The 14,964-nt window shown below is 71.5% G+C and carries 13 protein-coding genes and 2 tRNA genes; 3 read left to right on the forward strand and 12 right to left on the reverse strand.

The features are described from left to right. Positions 1 to 141: 141 nt before the first annotated feature. Positions 142 to 3,030, reverse strand: a complete 2,889-nt coding sequence (gene leuS, locus ACLIN4_RS11755) for a leucine--tRNA ligase (RefSeq protein ID WP_411575752.1) — start codon at positions 3,028 to 3,030, stop codon at positions 142 to 144. A 534-nt stretch (positions 3,031 to 3,564) separates the two neighbouring features. Between leuS and ACLIN4_RS11760 the strand changes: the two genes are divergently transcribed. Further along, positions 3,565 to 4,827, forward strand: coding sequence for a cytochrome b/b6 domain-containing protein (locus tag ACLIN4_RS11760; protein WP_411575753.1), 1,263 nt, complete (start codon positions 3,565 to 3,567; stop codon positions 4,825 to 4,827). Then, positions 4,828 to 6,438, forward strand: a complete 1,611-nt coding sequence (locus ACLIN4_RS11765; RefSeq protein WP_179350635.1) for an NADH-quinone oxidoreductase subunit NuoF family protein — start codon at positions 4,828 to 4,830, stop codon at positions 6,436 to 6,438. 50 nt (positions 6,439 to 6,488) lie between these two features. On the opposite strand, the gene ACLIN4_RS11770 is transcribed toward ACLIN4_RS11765, so the two are convergent. The 9 genes from ACLIN4_RS11770 to ACLIN4_RS11810 form a co-directional block, all read right to left on the reverse strand. Then, positions 6,489 to 6,561: transfer RNA gene (locus ACLIN4_RS11770), tRNA-Ala, on the reverse strand. 136 nt (positions 6,562 to 6,697) lie between these two features. Next, a complete protein-coding gene (locus tag ACLIN4_RS11775) occupies positions 6,698 to 6,931 on the reverse strand; it encodes a hypothetical protein (RefSeq protein WP_003976229.1) in 234 nt (77 codons plus the stop codon). 378 nt (positions 6,932 to 7,309) lie between these two features. Then, a tRNA-Ala gene (locus ACLIN4_RS11780) sits at positions 7,310 to 7,382 on the reverse strand. A 142-nt stretch (positions 7,383 to 7,524) separates the two neighbouring features. Next, complete coding sequence (locus tag ACLIN4_RS11785) at positions 7,525 to 8,196, reverse strand: histidine phosphatase family protein (protein ID WP_100048515.1); 672 nt, start codon at positions 8,194 to 8,196, stop codon at positions 7,525 to 7,527. After that, a complete protein-coding gene (rsfS, locus tag ACLIN4_RS11790; RefSeq protein ID WP_100048514.1) occupies positions 8,193 to 8,639 on the reverse strand; it encodes a ribosome silencing factor in 447 nt (148 codons plus the stop codon). Before rsfS ends, ACLIN4_RS11785 begins: the two co-directional genes overlap by 4 nt. A gap of 81 nt (positions 8,640 to 8,720) precedes the next feature. Next, positions 8,721 to 10,478 (reverse strand): LCP family protein, encoded by a 1,758-nt coding sequence (locus ACLIN4_RS11795; protein ID WP_411575754.1) that lies wholly within the window; start codon positions 10,476 to 10,478, stop codon positions 8,721 to 8,723. 16 nt (positions 10,479 to 10,494) lie between these two features. Beyond that, the gene (gene nadD, locus ACLIN4_RS11800; protein WP_107479345.1) at positions 10,495 to 11,199 is read right to left on the reverse strand and encodes a nicotinate-nucleotide adenylyltransferase; all 705 of its coding nucleotides are present in this window, start codon (positions 11,197 to 11,199) and stop codon (positions 10,495 to 10,497) included. A gap of 73 nt (positions 11,200 to 11,272) precedes the next feature. After that, entirely contained in the window at positions 11,273 to 11,440 is a 168-nt protein-coding gene (locus tag ACLIN4_RS11805) for a hypothetical protein (RefSeq protein WP_043373015.1), read from the reverse strand. A 151-nt stretch (positions 11,441 to 11,591) separates the two neighbouring features. Continuing rightward, positions 11,592 to 11,753: a hypothetical protein gene (locus ACLIN4_RS11810; protein WP_179342636.1), complete on the reverse strand. Its 162-nt coding sequence runs from the start codon at positions 11,751 to 11,753 to the stop codon at positions 11,592 to 11,594. 142 nt (positions 11,754 to 11,895) lie between these two features. Here ACLIN4_RS11810 and ACLIN4_RS11815 point away from each other — a divergent pair, with 142 nt between their 5' ends. Continuing rightward, positions 11,896 to 13,068, forward strand: a complete 1,173-nt coding sequence (locus ACLIN4_RS11815) for a M48 family metallopeptidase (RefSeq protein ID WP_289904016.1) — start codon at positions 11,896 to 11,898, stop codon at positions 13,066 to 13,068. Between the two features lie 64 nt (positions 13,069 to 13,132). On the opposite strand, the gene ACLIN4_RS11820 is transcribed toward ACLIN4_RS11815, so the two are convergent. Continuing rightward, positions 13,133 to 14,203, reverse strand: a complete 1,071-nt coding sequence (locus tag ACLIN4_RS11820; protein WP_307652835.1) for a hypothetical protein — start codon at positions 14,201 to 14,203, stop codon at positions 13,133 to 13,135. An 84-nt stretch (positions 14,204 to 14,287) separates the two neighbouring features. Then, on the reverse strand, positions 14,288 to 14,857 hold the full coding sequence (locus ACLIN4_RS11825) for a hypothetical protein (RefSeq protein WP_289903205.1): 570 nt from the start codon (positions 14,855 to 14,857) through the stop codon (positions 14,288 to 14,290). Positions 14,858 to 14,964: the final 107 nt, after the last annotated feature.

A 14,964-nucleotide genomic window follows, 5' to 3' on the forward strand; every position in this document is an offset into this window, starting at 1 on the left:
CTCCACGCCGCTCTTCCACGGTAAACGCAGCGGGCAGGCCCGAGGTTCCGACGGAACCCCGAACCTGCCCGCACTCGTCCCTGAACCGGCCCCGACGAGCCCGTAGGGGACCATCCCGGACCACCCCGGACTACCCCGGCATCAGGCCGGAACGATGTTCACCAGCTTCGGCGCCCGCACGATCACCTTGCGGATGCCCGCCCCGCCCAGCGCGGCCACGACCTTCTCGTCGGCCAGCGCCGCCTTCTCCAGGTCCTCGTCGGAGATGGACGGGGCGACCTCCAGACGCGCCTTGACCTTGCCCTTGATCTGGACGACGCAGGTGACGGTCTCGTCGACCACGTACGCCGGGTCGGCCACCGGGAAGTCCTGGTGGACGACCGAGTCGGTGTGGCCCAGCTTGCGCCACAGCTCCTCGGCGACGTGCGGGGCCAGCGGCGCGACCAGCAGCACCAGGCGCTCGGCGACCGTCCGCGGGACGGGGCCGCCCACCTTCGTCAGGTGGTTGTTCAGCTCTGTGACCTTGGCGATGGCGGTGTTGAACCGCATGCCCTCCAGGTCCTGCCGCACGCCGTCGATGGCCTTGTGCAGGGCGCGCAGGGTGTCCTCGTCGACGTCGGACTCCGCCACGTCCGTGACCGTCACCTCGCCGGTGTTCTCGTCGACGATGTTCCGCCACAGCCGCTGCAGCAGCCGGAACTGGCCGACCACCGCGCGGGTGTCCCACGGCCGGGAGACGTCCAGCGGGCCCATGGCCATCTCGTACAGGCGCAGGGTGTCGGCACCGTACTCGGCGCAGATCTCGTCCGGGGTGACCGCGTTCTTCAGGGACTTGCCCATCTTGCCCAGCAGCCGGGAGACCTTCTCGCCCTGGTACCAGTAGGCGCCGTCGCGCTCCTCGACCTCGGCGGCCGGTACGGCGATGCCGCGGGCGTCGCGGTAGACGTAGGCCTGGATCATGCCCTGGTTGAACAGCTTGTGGAACGGTTCGGCGGAGGAGACGTGCCCCAGGTCGAACAGGACCTTGGACCAGAAGCGGGCGTACAGCAGGTGCAGCACGGCGTGCTCGGCGCCGCCGACGTACAGGTCGACGCCGCCGTGCGGCAGGCCCTCGCGCGGGCCCATCCAGTACTGCTCGATCTCCGGGTCGACCAGCTGCTCGCCGTTGTGCGGGTCCAGGTAGCGCAGCTCGTACCAGCAGGAGCCGGCCCAGTTGGGCATGGTGTTGGTCTCGCGCCGGTACTTCTTCGGGCCGTCGCCCAAGTCCAGGGTGACGTTGACCCAGTCCTCGTTGCGCGACAGCGGCGTCTCGGGCTGCGTGTCGGCGTCGTCGGGGTCGAAGGTCCGCGGCGAGTAGTCCTCGACCTCGGGCAGCTCCAGGGGCAGCATCGACTCGGGCAGGGCGTGGGCGATGCCGTCCTCGTCGTAGACGATCGGGAAGGGCTCGCCCCAGTAGCGCTGGCGGCTGAACAGCCAGTCGCGCAGGCGGAAGTTGACGGTGCCCCGGCCGGCGCCGGACCGCTCCAGCCACTCGGTGATGCGGGCCTTGGCCTCGACGACGGGCAGGCCGTCCAGGCTGACCTCGTCGTTCGACGAGTTCATGATCTTCGCGTCGTAGGAGGCGAAGGCGTCCTCCCACGTCGAGGTGTCGGTGCCGCGGCCGTCGGTCGGCTCGACGATGCAGCGGATCGGCAGCTCGAAGGCGCGGGCGAACTCGAAGTCGCGCTGGTCGCCGGCCGGGACGGCCATGATCGCGCCGGTGCCGTAGCCCATCAGCACGTAGTCGGCGATGAAGACCGGGACCTGCTCGCCGTTGACCGGGTTGGTGGCGTACGCGCCGATGAAGACGCCGGTCTTGTCCTTGGCCTCGGCCTGCCGCTCGACGTCGGACTTGGAGGCGGCCTGCGCGCGGTACGCGGCGACGGCCTCGGCCGGGGTCGCGTGACCGCCGGTCCACACGTCGTGCGTGCCCTCGGGCCAGGCGCCCGGGGTGAACTTCTCGACCAGCGGGTGCTCGGGCGCCAGCACCATGTAGGTGGCGCCGAACAGGGTGTCGGGGCGGGTGGTGAAGACCGTGATGTTCTCGCCGTCGATCGGGAAGTCGACGCGGGCGCCCTCGGAGCGGCCGATCCAGTTGCGCTGCTGCAGCTTGATGGCCTCGGGCCAGTCCAGCTCGTCCAGGTCCTCCAGCAGCCGGTCGGCGTAGGCGGTGATGCGCATGTTCCACTGGCGCAGCTTGGACTTGAAGACGGGGAAGTTGCCGCGCTCGGAGCGGCCGTCGGCGGTGACCTCCTCGTTGGCCAGCACGGTGCCCAGGCCGGGGCACCAGTTGACGGGCGCGTCGGAGGCGTAGGCCAGGCGGTACTCGCCCAGGACGTCGGCGCGCTCGCCCTCGGTCAGCTCGCCCCAGGCGCGGCCGCCGGGAACGGCGCGCTCACCGGACTCGAACTGGGCGACCAGCTCGGAGATCGGGCGGGCCTTCTTCGCCTCGTCGTCGTACCAGGAGTTGAAGATCTGCAGGAAGATCCACTGGGTCCACTTGTAGTACTCCGGGTCGATCGTGGCGAACGACCGGCGCTTGTCGTGGCCCAGACCCAGCCGGCGCAGCTGGCTCTGCATGTTCTTGATGTTGGCCTCGGTGGACACGCGCGGGTGCGTGCCGGTCTGCACGGCGTACTGCTCGGCGGGCAGGCCGAAGGCGTCGAAGCCCAGGGTGTGCAGGACGTTGTGGCCGGTCATCCGCTGGAAGCGGGCGAAGACGTCGGTGGCGATGTACCCCAGGGGGTGGCCGACGTGCAGACCCGCACCCGAGGGGTACGGGAACATGTCCATGATGAACTTCTTGGGCCTGGCGACCACCTCCGGGTCGCCCGCCAGGTCGCCCTTGGGGTTCGGCGCGGCGTACGTCCCCTCGGCGTCCCAGAAGTCCTGCCAGCGTGCCTCGATCTCGGCGGCCATGGCCGCCGTGTAGCGGTGCGGCGCGGCGTCCGCCGTCACGGGGGCGGTCGCCGCGGGGTTCGTCTCGCTCATGATCCTCAAAGCTCCATCGATCGTCTCTGCCAGCGGCTGCGACATTCATGACCAGCGGCTGCGATTGCCGGGAAATGAAAAATCCCCTCGCACAGGAGGGGACGCCGCGCCGATTCCGACCGCCGGAGTGGACCGGGGTCGGGACTGATCAGCGCGGCTCGCTAAGCAGAAGGCGTACGGCACGCATGGCGTCAGGGTACCGCAGTCGCCGAGCGGGCCGCGACGGGCTTCCCGCGGAGCCCTGGGGCGCCGCTCTCCGGCCGCCGGACGCCGTCCATCGGCCCGAAACCTGAACCAAGGTCAAAGGTTACTTCGCGTAACAACCGCTAAAGGACAACGCCACGAGCGCATTGTCGTTTGATAACAACGCAATAACTCAAACCTCGTACCCGTGGGTATGGCGCCACTTAGAGTGCGGCAGCGGGACCGCTTTCCCGAACCGCTCGGAGTTGCCCCCATGAACCCTCCCCTGATCCATCCCCGCAGCGACAGCCCACCCCCTCCCCGCGCATCCCTGACGTGGGGAGGAATGCCGTGGTGACGAACGACAGCACGGTGGACGACACCTTCGCGGAGTTCCTGAACTTCGGCGCCGGCGTCCTCTCCCTCGTCCTCCTGAGCTGCTCCGTGATCTGGGGGCTGGTGGCCCAGGACCGGATCGTCCTCGACGCCCGCCGGCGCATCCTGGCCCAGGCGGTGCACCGGAGCACCGCCGTCGCCTCGGTGGTGTTCCTGCTGGTGCACATCGGGGTCAAGCTGGCGCTGGACCACACCACCTGGGTCGCCGCGGTGATCCCCTTCGGGCTGCTCGCCACGGACGACGAGGCGTTCGGGGGCCGGTCCGTGCTCATCGGCTTCGGCACCCTGGCCAGCATGCTCATGATCTTCGTGGGCGTCACCGGCGCCCTGCGCAACCGCTTCGCCACCCCGGCGCCGGTGGCCTCGCGCTGGCGGGCCATGCACATGCTGGCCTACCCGGCCTGGTGCCTGGCCCTGCTGCACGGGCTCTACGCGGGTCGCGCGGCGAAGCCGCTGTTCACCATCCTGTACGGCCTGTCCGTACTCGGTGTCATGGCGGCCCTGGCACTGCGCGCGGCACCCCGCCCGGTCAAGCGCAGGGTCGCCGACCGGATCGCCGCCTTCTTCGGCACCGCGGAGCGGAACACCCGCGAGGACCTGGAGGAGAGCCGGTCCCGGGCCACGGCCGCCGCACTGCCGGGGTACGAGGGCCCCGCGGCGTCCGGGCCGCGCGGGACGTCCCCGGCCGCACCGCTGTACGAACCCGCGGAACGCCTCTCGCCCCCGGAGCCCGCCGGCGGCTTCGCGGCGGCCTACCGTGCCGTGTCCGGGCCCGCCGGAGGACGCGGCCGGCCGCTGACGGCCGACGCGACCGCCGCCACCCGGCTGCCACCGGACATGCGGCCCACCGAGGCGATGTCCGTCGTGGACGGCGGCGGCAGCACGTCGGGAAGCTGGCCGATACCGTCACCGCCCCCGGTCGGGGAGGCGCCCCCGTCGGCGTACGACCCGCTCAACGACACGGGGCACACCATCCCCGTCTACGGCAATACGGACACCGCGGCCCACTCCTCGGCCTACGGCTCGAGTGACGTGTACGACACGGGTGAGACGAACGCCGTCCACGACACGTACTACCCGACCGACACGTACAACAGCGGTCCCACCCCTGAACCGACCCCCGGTGCGCCCCGGGGCACGTCGCCCCGCGACGCGTCCTGGGACTTCGACGCACCGGGTTCGGGCGAACCTTGGAACACGCCTTCCGGAGGCCATTAAGTGAACGAGGCCCTGCCCGACGTCCCGGAAGTCCGCGTGGTCGGCCTTCCCCAGCTCACGTCGGGCTTCGACCTTGTCGAGCGCCTGGACCTGCCCATGCACCTGAAGGTGCACGGGCCGCTCGAACCGATGGGCGGGGAGCAGCTGGCGCAGCTCTCCGAACGCATCAACCTGAGGGGCCGCGGCGGCGCGGGCTTCCCCTTCCACAAGAAGCTGCGCTCGGTCGCCGAGTCCGCCATCAAGCGCGGCGTACGGCCGGTCGTGGTCGTCAACGGCAGTGAGGACGAGCCGGCCTGCCGCAAGGACACGGTGCTCATCAACCGTGCCCCGCACCTGATCCTGGACGGCGCGCTGCTGTGCGCCGAGGCCATGGGCGCCCGCACCCTCGTCATCGGCGTCACCCGTGAGTCCACCCAGCGCTCCATGGAGGCCGCCCTCGCCGAGCGCGGGCTGAGCAACGGACGCCGTTCCGCGCTCCGCGCGCGCGTGCAGCGCAACCCGGTGCGCATGGTCACCGGCGCGGCGGCCTCGCTGATCCGCTCCATCGACGGCGGCCCGGCGATCCCGCCCGGCCGCAAGGTCAGCGCCTCCAGGAGCGGCGTGGGCGGCGCGCCGACCCTGCTGTCCAACGCCGAGACCTTCGCCCAGCTGGCGATCGCCGCCCGCATCGGCCCGGAGCGCTACGGCAACACCGGCCTGTACGACGAGCCGGGGACCGTCATGCTCACCGTGTCCGGGGCGGTCGCCCGTCCGATGGTGATCGAGGTGCCGACGGGGGTGCCGCTGCGCTACGTCCTCCAGTTGGCCGGCGCCCCGCCGGTGCCGCAGGGCGTGCTGACCGGCGGCTACCACGGCAAGTGGATCGACGCGGTGACCGTCGACGAGGCGATCGTCTCCCGCAACTCGCTGCAGCAGGCGGGCGGCTCGCTCGGCGCGGGCGCGATCCTGCCGATCGGTCAGGACACCTGCCCGCTGGGCGAGTCGCTGCGGGTGGCGCAGTGGCTGGCGGAGGAGAGCGCCGGCCAGTGCGGCCCCTGCTACCTCGGCCTGCCGGCCGCCGCGCGGGGACTCGAGGACATCCTGAACGGCGGCGGTCCGGCCGCGCTGGAGGCGGTCAAGCAGGTCGCGCGGAACGTGAAGCGGCGCGGCGCCTGCTCGCACCCGGACGGCTCGGCGATGTTCCTGGAGTCGACCGTCAAGGCGTTCACGGACGACCTCGCCGCCCACGTCCTCGGCAACGGCTGCGGACGGCCCGTCCAAGGCGTCCTGCCGCTCCTGGAGGGCGGGGGGACCCCTACGGGCATCCCGGGCGGCGACGGGGAGAGCGGGCCCAGCCGGCAGAAGATCTACGTGGACTGGACGCTGTGCCGGGGCCACGGGCTGTGCGCGGACATCCTCCCGGAGGTCTTCCAGCTCGGCGCCGACGGCTTCCCGACCGTCGCACAGGCCGACGTACCGCGCTTCGCGGAGGCCAAGGCGGTCCGCGCGGTGCGCCGCTGTCCGGCGCTCGCCCTGCGCATCGAGGAGGAGACCCGCGGCCAGGCCCCCTCCTCGCGCACCAACCTGCCGGTGCTGTCCCCGGGGCGGGGACGCAGGGCGCTCGGCCGCTGACACAAGAACGAACCCCCCGGACCGAACGGTCCGGGGGGTTCATTTCACTGTGGAGCTAAGGAGAATTGAACTCCTGACCTCCTGCATGCCATGCAGGCGCTCTACCAACTGAGCTATAGCCCCTTGCTTCTTCGTCCGCCCGGTTTCCCCGGCGGCGACGCCAACATTACACGGTCCACCGGGTCCAACACCAAATCGTTTCCGGTTTGCCCGTTTTGCCCTCTTGTGGCGTCGGTATCGGAGAGCGCGTCGGGGATCGCTAGGCCGTCACGAACGAGTAGAACCGCTTGAGCGTGCAGTGCTCCTCCAGGAGCCGGCCGTAGATCGGCTCGCCCTCGAGTTCGCGGTACGTCTCGATCGGGTCGCCCTTTATGATCAGCGCCCGCGCGCACTCCTCGCACCAGTACTGGTAGTCCGGGTTCACCGGCTCCATGTCCCGCACGATCGGGGTGCCGCTGCCGCACCAGTCGCACTTCCGCCTGTGTGCACCCATCGATCAGCTCCAGCTGTGGCCGCAGGCCGTGCACACGTATGAGATTCCGCCGTTGTCGCCGAGGACCTGGGCCACGTGCCCGGAACCGCAGGAGGGGCAGAGAAGACGAGTGGCCGTGTTCCGTGTCACCGCTGAGCCGAGGAGGTGACCGACCTCCTCGAGGATGCTCGCAGGCATCGCCACTCCCTCCCGTCGGGTCGCGGTCCCCTTCCGGCCGTTTGATTCTGCCACGAGCGGGCCAATACGGTCAGCGACGCCTCAGTACCGGTCCGGACACGGAGTTCCACCGAGGTATACGCCCGTGGGACGCGTGTTGCTCAAGCGGACGCAAACGAAAAATCCCGCCCCCCGAGGGGGACGGGATTCGTCCGTGGGCTGTGGAGCTAAGGAGAATTGAACTCCTGACCTCCTGCATGCCATGCAGGCGCTCTACCAACTGAGCTATAGCCCCTTGCTGCCACCCGGCCGGGCCGAGTGGTGTTTCGCTCCGCTCGGCGGGGCGAACAAGAAGAACTTTAGCCTGCGACCTGCCGGAAAGTGAAATCCGGGTTCCCGCGCCCGCCCGGGACCCGTCCCGGGCCGCCCGGGACCGGTCAGTCGTCGTCGCCGAGCACCGGTTCCGGCAGGGTGCCGGCGTTGTGCTCCAGCAGGCGCCAGCCCCGGGCGCCCTCGCCCAGGACGGACCAGCAGCAGTTGGTCAGGCCGCCCAGGCTCTCCCAGGTGTGCGGTTCCAGACCGAGCAGGCGGCCGATGGTGGTGCGGATCGTGCCGCCGTGGCTGACCACGACGAGCGTGCCGTCCTCGGCGAGCTTCTCGGCGTGCCGGAGCACGACGGGGGCGGCCCGGTCGGCGACCTCGGTCTCCAGCTCGCCGCCGCCGCGGCGGACCGGCTCGCCGCGCTTCCACGCCGCGTACTCCTCGCCGTGCCGGGCGATGATCTCGTCGTGGGTCAGGCCCTGCCAGACGCCCGCGTAGGTCTCCCGCAGGCCCTCCTCGTGGGTCACGTCCAGGCCGGTGAGCGCCGCCAGCTCCGCGGCGGTGCGCGCGGCCCGGCGCAGGTCGGAGGCGACGATCGCGTCGGGCTTCAGGTGCACCAGCAACCGGGCGGCGCGACGGGCCTGGGCGACGCCGGTCTCGGTGAGCTCGACGTCGGTGGTGCCCTGGAAGCGGCGCTCCACGTTCCACGAGGTCTGTCCGTGCCGCCACAGGATGACGCGCCGGCCCCGGCCGGGCCGGCCGGCCGTCACCTCACCGGTGGCGCTCACCGCCAGTCCCCGTCGGTGTCCGTCGCCTCCTCGGCGGCCTGGCGCTCGGCGTGCTCCTTCGCCTTGCCGCGGGTCTCCTTGGCGTCGGCGGGCAGCTCCAGCTCGGGGCAGTCCTTCCACAGCCGCTCCAGGGCGTAGAAGACGCGCTCCTCGCTGTGCTGGACGTGGACGACGATGTCGACATAGTCGAGCAGGACCCAGCGGGCCTCGCGGTCGCCCTCGCGGCGGACCGGCTTGGCGCCGAGTTCCTTGTTGAGTCGTTCCTCGATCTCGTCGACGATCGACTTGACCTGGCGGTCGTTGGGCGCGGAGGCCAGCAGGAAGGCGTCCGTGATCGACAGCACGTCGCTGACGTCGTAGGCGACGACGTCGTGCGCGAGCTTGTCGGCTGCCGCCTGGGCGGCGGTGTTGATGAGTTCGATGGATCGGTCGGTCGCGGTCACTGCGTGGCTTTCGGTCGGCGGTCGTTTGACCTCAAGGGTCTCACGACCGCCGACGGCGGCCCACGTGATAAACGTCCGCCCCTACGAGGACGGTTCGTAGTCCTGGCCGAGCACCACCGAGACCCTGGCGTTGGCGGAGACCTTGCCCTGCTCGACCGCGTCGGCGGACAGGCCGAGCGTCTTGGCCACCTGGACGGCGTTCTCCTTGTCGGCGGCCTCGGCGTAGACGACCTCCGACGTCGCCTGGGTGCCGGAGGCGGTGCCGCCCTCCAGGAAGGTGAAGCCGCCGTTGAGGAGGGTGACGCGGGCCTTGGCGGTGCGGTCCTCGTCGCCGGTGGCGTTGCGGACGGAGACGCTGACGGCGGCGTCCTTGTCGGGGCTCTTGGCGGTGCCGCCGAGGACGTCCTTGACGACGCTGTCGGCGGCCTCGGCGCTGAGCCTGCCGTCGTCCTGGACGGGCAGCAGGGCGGTCTTGAAGTCGCCGCCCTTGGCGAGGTCGGAGAGGCCGGCGAGGAAGGAGCCGAGGTCCTTCTCGGTCAGCGGCGGGTCGAGGATCAGGCCGAGGGTCTGGACGGTGGTCGTCGCGGCCTGCGGATCGGAGGACAGCTTGCGCAGCACGCCCTGCATGACCTGCCCGAACCGCTGCAGCTGGGCGTTCGCCTCCTCGCCGGAGCCGCGGTACGTGGCGTAGGCGACGGCCGTCTTGCCGCTGAGGGTCTGGGCCTCGCCCTTGCGGACGAGGGGTGCGGCGCCCTTCTCCTTGGCGTCCGGGTCGGGGACGTCGGTGTCGGTGTCGACCTCGATGTTGCCGACCAGGTCGACCAGGATCTGGAGGTAGGGGGTGTCCAGGCGCCAGGTGCCCTCGATGTCGGTGCCGAGGACCGTGTCGAGCGCGGTGCGGGTGGCGTCGGGGCCGGCCTCGTCGACGGACTTCGCGAGCGTGGTGGCGGTGCCGTCGTCCGCGGTCAGGGCGAGGGTGTTGGGGAGCAGGACGGCGGTGCCCTGCTGGGTGGTGGTGTTGTCGACGAGCAGCGCGGTGGAGGTGCCCCCGCCGTCGGTGTCGTGCAGGTGGACGGCGATCACGTCGCGCTTCTGGGCGCCCGCGGCCGTCGTACCGCCCGCGCTGTCGTCCGAGGAGGACATGCCGGGGAGCTTCCCGGCGTACCAGAGGTAGCCGACGCCGCCGACGGCGACCAGTGCCAGGACGACGACCAGGGCGACGACACGCGCGCGTGCGCGGCGCCGGGCCTCCTCGCGGCGTTCGGTGCGGTTCTCCGTGAACTTCATCCAGTCGATGACGTCCTCGGAGTCGTCGGTGGGCTCCTCGACGAAGGCGAACTGCTCGGTCCGGTACTCCCGGTCGGGTTCGGCGCTCTCGGCGGAGACCTCCGGTTCGTCGCGCGGTCCGGCCTGCTGCGGGATGTGCGCGGTCTGCTCGGCGACCTGGGGCTGCGGGCCGCCGGTGACCGCCTGGCCGTAGGGGTCGGAGGGGCCGTACTGCTGCCCGGCCCGGCCGTCCCCGTACTGGGCGCCGTACTGGCCGTCGTGGGCGGGGGTCGGCGGTTGCTGACCGGTGTCCCAGCCGGCCTGGGAGGCGTAGGCGTCGTAGGGCTGCTGCCCGCCCGTGGCGTACGGGTCGTAGCCGTAGCCCTGCTGGGCCTGCCCGCCGCCGTGCTGCTGCGGGTACGGGTCGTAGGGGTCGTACGGCTGCTGCCCGCCGCTGTGGGCCTGGGCCTGGGCCTGGCCCTGTGCCTGGCGGTACACGGGCCGGCCGTACTCGTCGTAGCCGACGAGTTCGTACTGGTCGCCGCCGTATCCCGCGTCGTATCCCTCGTTCACCGGTGCCCCTCTCGGCTCACTCGCCGCGGTACAGCTGGCGCTTGTCGATGTAGCGCACGACTCCGTCCGGCACCAGGTACCAGACGGGATCGCCCTTGGCGACTCTCGCACGGCAGTCCGTGGAGGAGATGGCGAGGGCGGGCACCTCGACCAGCGAGACACCCCCCTTGGGAAGTCCGGCGTCCGTCAGCGTGTGACCGGGCCGGGTGACGCCGATGAAGTGCGCCAGGGAGAAGAGCTCCTCGCTGTCGCGCCAGGTGAGGATCTGGGCGAGGGCGTCGGCGCCGGTGATGAAGAACAGGTCCGCGTCCGGGTTGAGCGCGCGCAGGTCGCGCAGGGTGTCCACGGTGTAGGTGGGGCCGCCGCGGTCGATGTCGATGCGGCTCACGGAGAACTGCGGGTTCTCGACGGTCGCCACGACCGTCATCAGGTAGCGGTCCTCGGCGGCGGAGACCGTGCGGTGGCTCTTCTGCCAGGGCTGCCCGGTGGGTACGAACACCACCTCGTCGAGGTGGAACTGCGCGGCGACCTCGCTGGCCGCCACGAGGTGGCCGTGGTGGATCGGGTCGAAGGTGCCGCCCATGACGCCGAGGCGGCGCTTGCCCGAGGGCGCCGGGCCGCCGCCGGCGGCGCGGGCGGGCACCGCGCGGTTCTGCGTGCCGCGCTCCGGCGCGTGCGCCGTGTCGTGCGCCGGACCGGTAGGCATGTCCTGCTCTCCCATGCGTGCAGACCCTACCGGCCCGGTGTGAAGGCTCCTGCCCGGCCCACGGTCCCGGGGCACGCGGCCCCCGGGCTCAGCGGTCGCGGTTGAACCGGGTGGTGATCCACAGCAGGAGCATCAGGATGACGAACGCGCCGATGCCGGTGACGTAGGGGCTGAGGCTCTCGTGGTTGCCGCTGTGCTCCTCGCCGCCCTCGGAGGCGAGGGTCACGATCTGGGCAGCGGTGCTGTGGAAGCTCATCTTCGGCAGGACCTATCCGGTGTGGGCGGAATAAAGACGTCGCCTCATCGTATGCGGGCGCCTCCCGGGCGATCACGCCGACTCCGCCGTTGGGGACGGTCCGAGGCGGCCCGAGGTGCTCCGGTGCGGTCCGGGGAACCTTCGGATCCCGTCAGTCGTCCTTCCGGCTGTACCCCCGCAGCAGGAACCACGCCGTCAGCACACAGCCCACCACCATCACGATCAGCACGATCCGGAGCAGATTCCCCGGCCCTTGCTGCTCGGCCGCGGTCGCCGCCGCGGCGAGCCAGTCGGTGTGGGGGGTGTGCGACATGACGTGGACTCCTTCGCTGTACTGCCCGTCCACGGTATCTCCGCCTAGGCTGGGCTCGGCCTCGGGGGCGCAAAGGGCCGCACAAGGGTTCGCAAAGGCCCAGACACACGCACAGGCCACACACACGCACATGGGGGAAGACATGTCCGACGGCCACCAGCACAACGGGCACGAGAACGTGCCGAGCAGGCAGCGCAGGCGCTTCCCCGGAATCTCCTCGCGTGCGTACGAGCACCCGGCCGACCGCAGCGCGCTGGTGGCGCTGCGCAGGCTGAGCGGTTTCGACACGGTCTTCAAGGCGCTGAGCGGTCTGCTGCCCGAGCGCAGCCTCCGGCTGCTGTTCCTCTCCGACTCGGTGCGCGTCTCGGACCGGCAGTTCGCCCATCTGAACGTCATGCTGCGCGACGCCTGCTACATCCTGGACCTGGAGAAGGTCCCGGCGATGTACGTGAACCAGGACCCGAAGCCGAACGCGATGTGCATCGGCCTGGACGAGCCGATCATCGTCGTCACCACGGGCCTGGTCGAGCTGCTGGACGAGGAGGAGATGCGGGCGGTCGTCGGGCACGAGGTCGGGCACGCGCTGTCCGGACACTCGGTCTACCGGACCATCCTGCTGTTCCTGACCTCGCTCGCGGTCCGGGTCGCCTGGATCCCGCTGGGCAACGTGGCGATCATGGCGATCGTCACCGCGCTGCGCGAGTGGTTCCGCAAGTCGGAGCTGTCCGCCGACCGCGCGGGTCTGCTGGTCGGCCAGGACCTTCAGGCGTCCATGCGGGGCCTGATGAAGATCGCCGGCGGCAACCACCTGCACGAGATGAACGTGGACGCGTTCCTGGAGCAGGCCGAGGAGTACGAGGCGGGCGGCGACCTGCGCGACTCCGTGCTCAAGATCCTCAACGTGCTGCCCCGCTCCCACCCCTTCACCACGGTGCGGGCCGCCGAGCTGAAGAAGTGGGCGGCCTCCCGGGACTACCAGCGGATCATGGACGGCCACTACCCGCGGCGCGAGGAGGACAAGGACACCTCGGTGCGGGACTCCTTCCGCGAGTCCGCGTCCAGCTACGCCACCCATGTGCGCAGCTCCAAGGACCCGCTGATGAAGCTGGTGAACGACATCGCCGGCGGCGCCGGGGACCTCGGCGACCGGATGCGGCGCGGCTTCGGCGGCTTCACCTCCTCGCAGCCGAGGCCGCCCAAGGACGCGGACGGGTCGTCGCCCAAGGACGCGGACGGGTCGTCGTCCGAGGGCCCGGACGGGACGCCGGGCGGGTCTCAGGCGCCGGACGACCGTCCGCCGGGCGGCGGCGCCTGAGGGCTCCCCGGGGCGCCGGCCGCCCCGCGCCTCCGGTCGAGCGGCTGCGCCCTCGACCGGGCGGCTACACCTTCGGCTGGGCGCTCGCCGCGAGGGTGCCGCACAGGGCCGTGGGGTTGTCCTCGGTGTACGGGTCGGTGCCGGCGGGAATGCCGGTCCTGGCCGTCTGGCCGGCGAGCAGCGGGCGCAGGTGGCCGGCCGAGTCGTCGGCGCAGGAGAGCGGTCCGGCCTGGACGTAGGAGGCGACGACCTGCGTCTGTTGCAGGCGTAGGTCCTCCCGGTCGAAGCGGAAGAGCAGTTCGCGCCGGACGGTGAACAGCGATGTCTCGGCCCGGTCGTCGCCGGGGGGCCGCAGCGGGTAGACCATGGTGTGGTCGGCGGAGACCTCCAGCGTGGAGGCGTCGGTCTCCGTGAACCGCATGCTGCCGTGCACCCGGATCTCCGCGTCGGCCAGCTCGGCGCGGGCCGGGTCGAAGCGCACCAGCCATCCGGTGGGCGCGTGCCGGCCGTCCGGGACGGGCCTCTCGAAGCTCTCGTCGAACTGTTGCAGCTGGTCCGGGTCGAGCAGCACCCGCACCGAGCGGACCTCCCGGCCGCCGAGCACGTCGGGGTCGAGCGCCGAGCGGACGATGTAGTGCTTGGCCGTGGTCAGGGCGTTCAGCACCTGGTCGTCCGAGAAGTGCGCGGTGCGGTGGTGGCCCGGCAGCGGGACGCCCTTCGCCGCGGTCCGGAACTCCGCGGCGGGGCTGTTCGCGTACAGGTGGGCGGCGTCCTGCGCGCCGGGCACCTCGCCCTGCGGTGCGAGCGGGACGACGGTCATCCGCACCGGCTCGGCGGGCCGCTGGGTGGCGGGGCTCTGGTACGGGTGGCGTACGCCCATGTAGAGGGCGGTGCCGACGGCGACGGCTATGAGTACGACGAGGATCAGCGCCTGCCGGGAGAGACCGGCCCGGCGCAGCGGGGTACGGCGGCGCACGGCGGGCGCGTGGTCGGCGATGCGCTCCTGGGCGGAGAACTCCTCCAGGCGGGCAGCGCGGACGAACGACTCGTCGAAGACGACGGATCGGTACTCGTCCTCTCCGCCTCCGGGGGAGCCCTCGGGCGTCCCTCCGGGCGGGTCGCCCAGCCCTGCCATACCTTCAGGGTAGGTCTGCGGAGGGTCCCGTAAACGCGCTGCCGCGGGTGGAGTCGGCACGGCCTCGAACCGCCGGGCGGCAGGTCAGGGGGTGCGCGGAATCACCGGCACGGCGGGCTGGGAGTAGTCGGCGGAGGCCGACGGCGTCATGGTGCCGCCCTGCTCGGGGCCGGTCGAGGCCGGTGGGGGCACCTGCTCGGTGCCGCCGCCCGAGGAGGCGCCGCGGTAGACCGCCGCGAAGGCCAGCGCGACCATGCCGACGCCCATCACGAGGGCGAGCATCCAGGCGACCGGCCGGTGCCAGCGGACCTGCTTGCCGTAGGCCGCGGGAGCGCCGTAGGGGCGGTCGAGGAGGTCCCGGTCGTCGTCCGGGTCGTCGAGGTCGGGATCATGGCCGAAGTCGCCGTACCCGTCGTCGTAGCGCTCGGCTCTGCTGCGGCCGCGGCGGGCCGCTTCCGCCTCGGTGGCCTCGGCTCTGGCCTCGGCGGCGGCCAGGAGACGCTCGACGGCGGACGGCTCGTGCACCACGGCCGCCCGTACGAAGGCCTCGTCGAAGACCACGGAGGCGAACTCTTCGTCCGACACCCCGTGGTCGTGGTCGTCGTCGGGCTCCCAGCCGTCAGGGAACGGCCTACCCCCCACGTCCTCCGGCACGGGTCCAGAGTAGACCTGGGGGGTCGATTTGGGCAGACGGCGGGGAAATTCATCCGGTGGGTGAGATGCCCCGATCGGGTCACGGGCGCGTGCCGCCCGTCCGCGGC

Source organism: Streptomyces mutabilis (assembly GCF_046628145.1).
Classification (GTDB): Bacteria; Actinomycetota; Actinomycetes; order Streptomycetales; family Streptomycetaceae; genus Streptomyces; species Streptomyces mutabilis.

Coding starts and splice junctions, on each gene's coding strand:
- leuS (WP_411575752.1), bottom strand. CDS start 3,030: ATGAGCGAGACGAACCCCGCGGCGACCGCCCCCGTGACGGCGGACGCC.
- ACLIN4_RS11775 (WP_003976229.1), bottom strand. CDS start 6,931: ATGGGTGCACACAGGCGGAAGTGCGACTGGTGCGGCAGCGGCACCCCG.
- nadD (WP_107479345.1), bottom strand. CDS start 11,199: ATGGGAGAGCAGGACATGCCTACCGGTCCGGCGCACGACACGGCGCAC.
- ACLIN4_RS11805 (WP_043373015.1), bottom strand. CDS start 11,440: ATGAGCTTCCACAGCACCGCTGCCCAGATCGTGACCCTCGCCTCCGAG.
- ACLIN4_RS11810 (WP_179342636.1), bottom strand. CDS start 11,753: ATGTCGCACACCCCCCACACCGACTGGCTCGCCGCGGCGGCGACCGCG.
- ACLIN4_RS11815 (WP_289904016.1), top strand. CDS start 11,896: ATGTCCGACGGCCACCAGCACAACGGGCACGAGAACGTGCCGAGCAGG.
- ACLIN4_RS11820 (WP_307652835.1), bottom strand. CDS start 14,203: ATGGCAGGGCTGGGCGACCCGCCCGGAGGGACGCCCGAGGGCTCCCCC.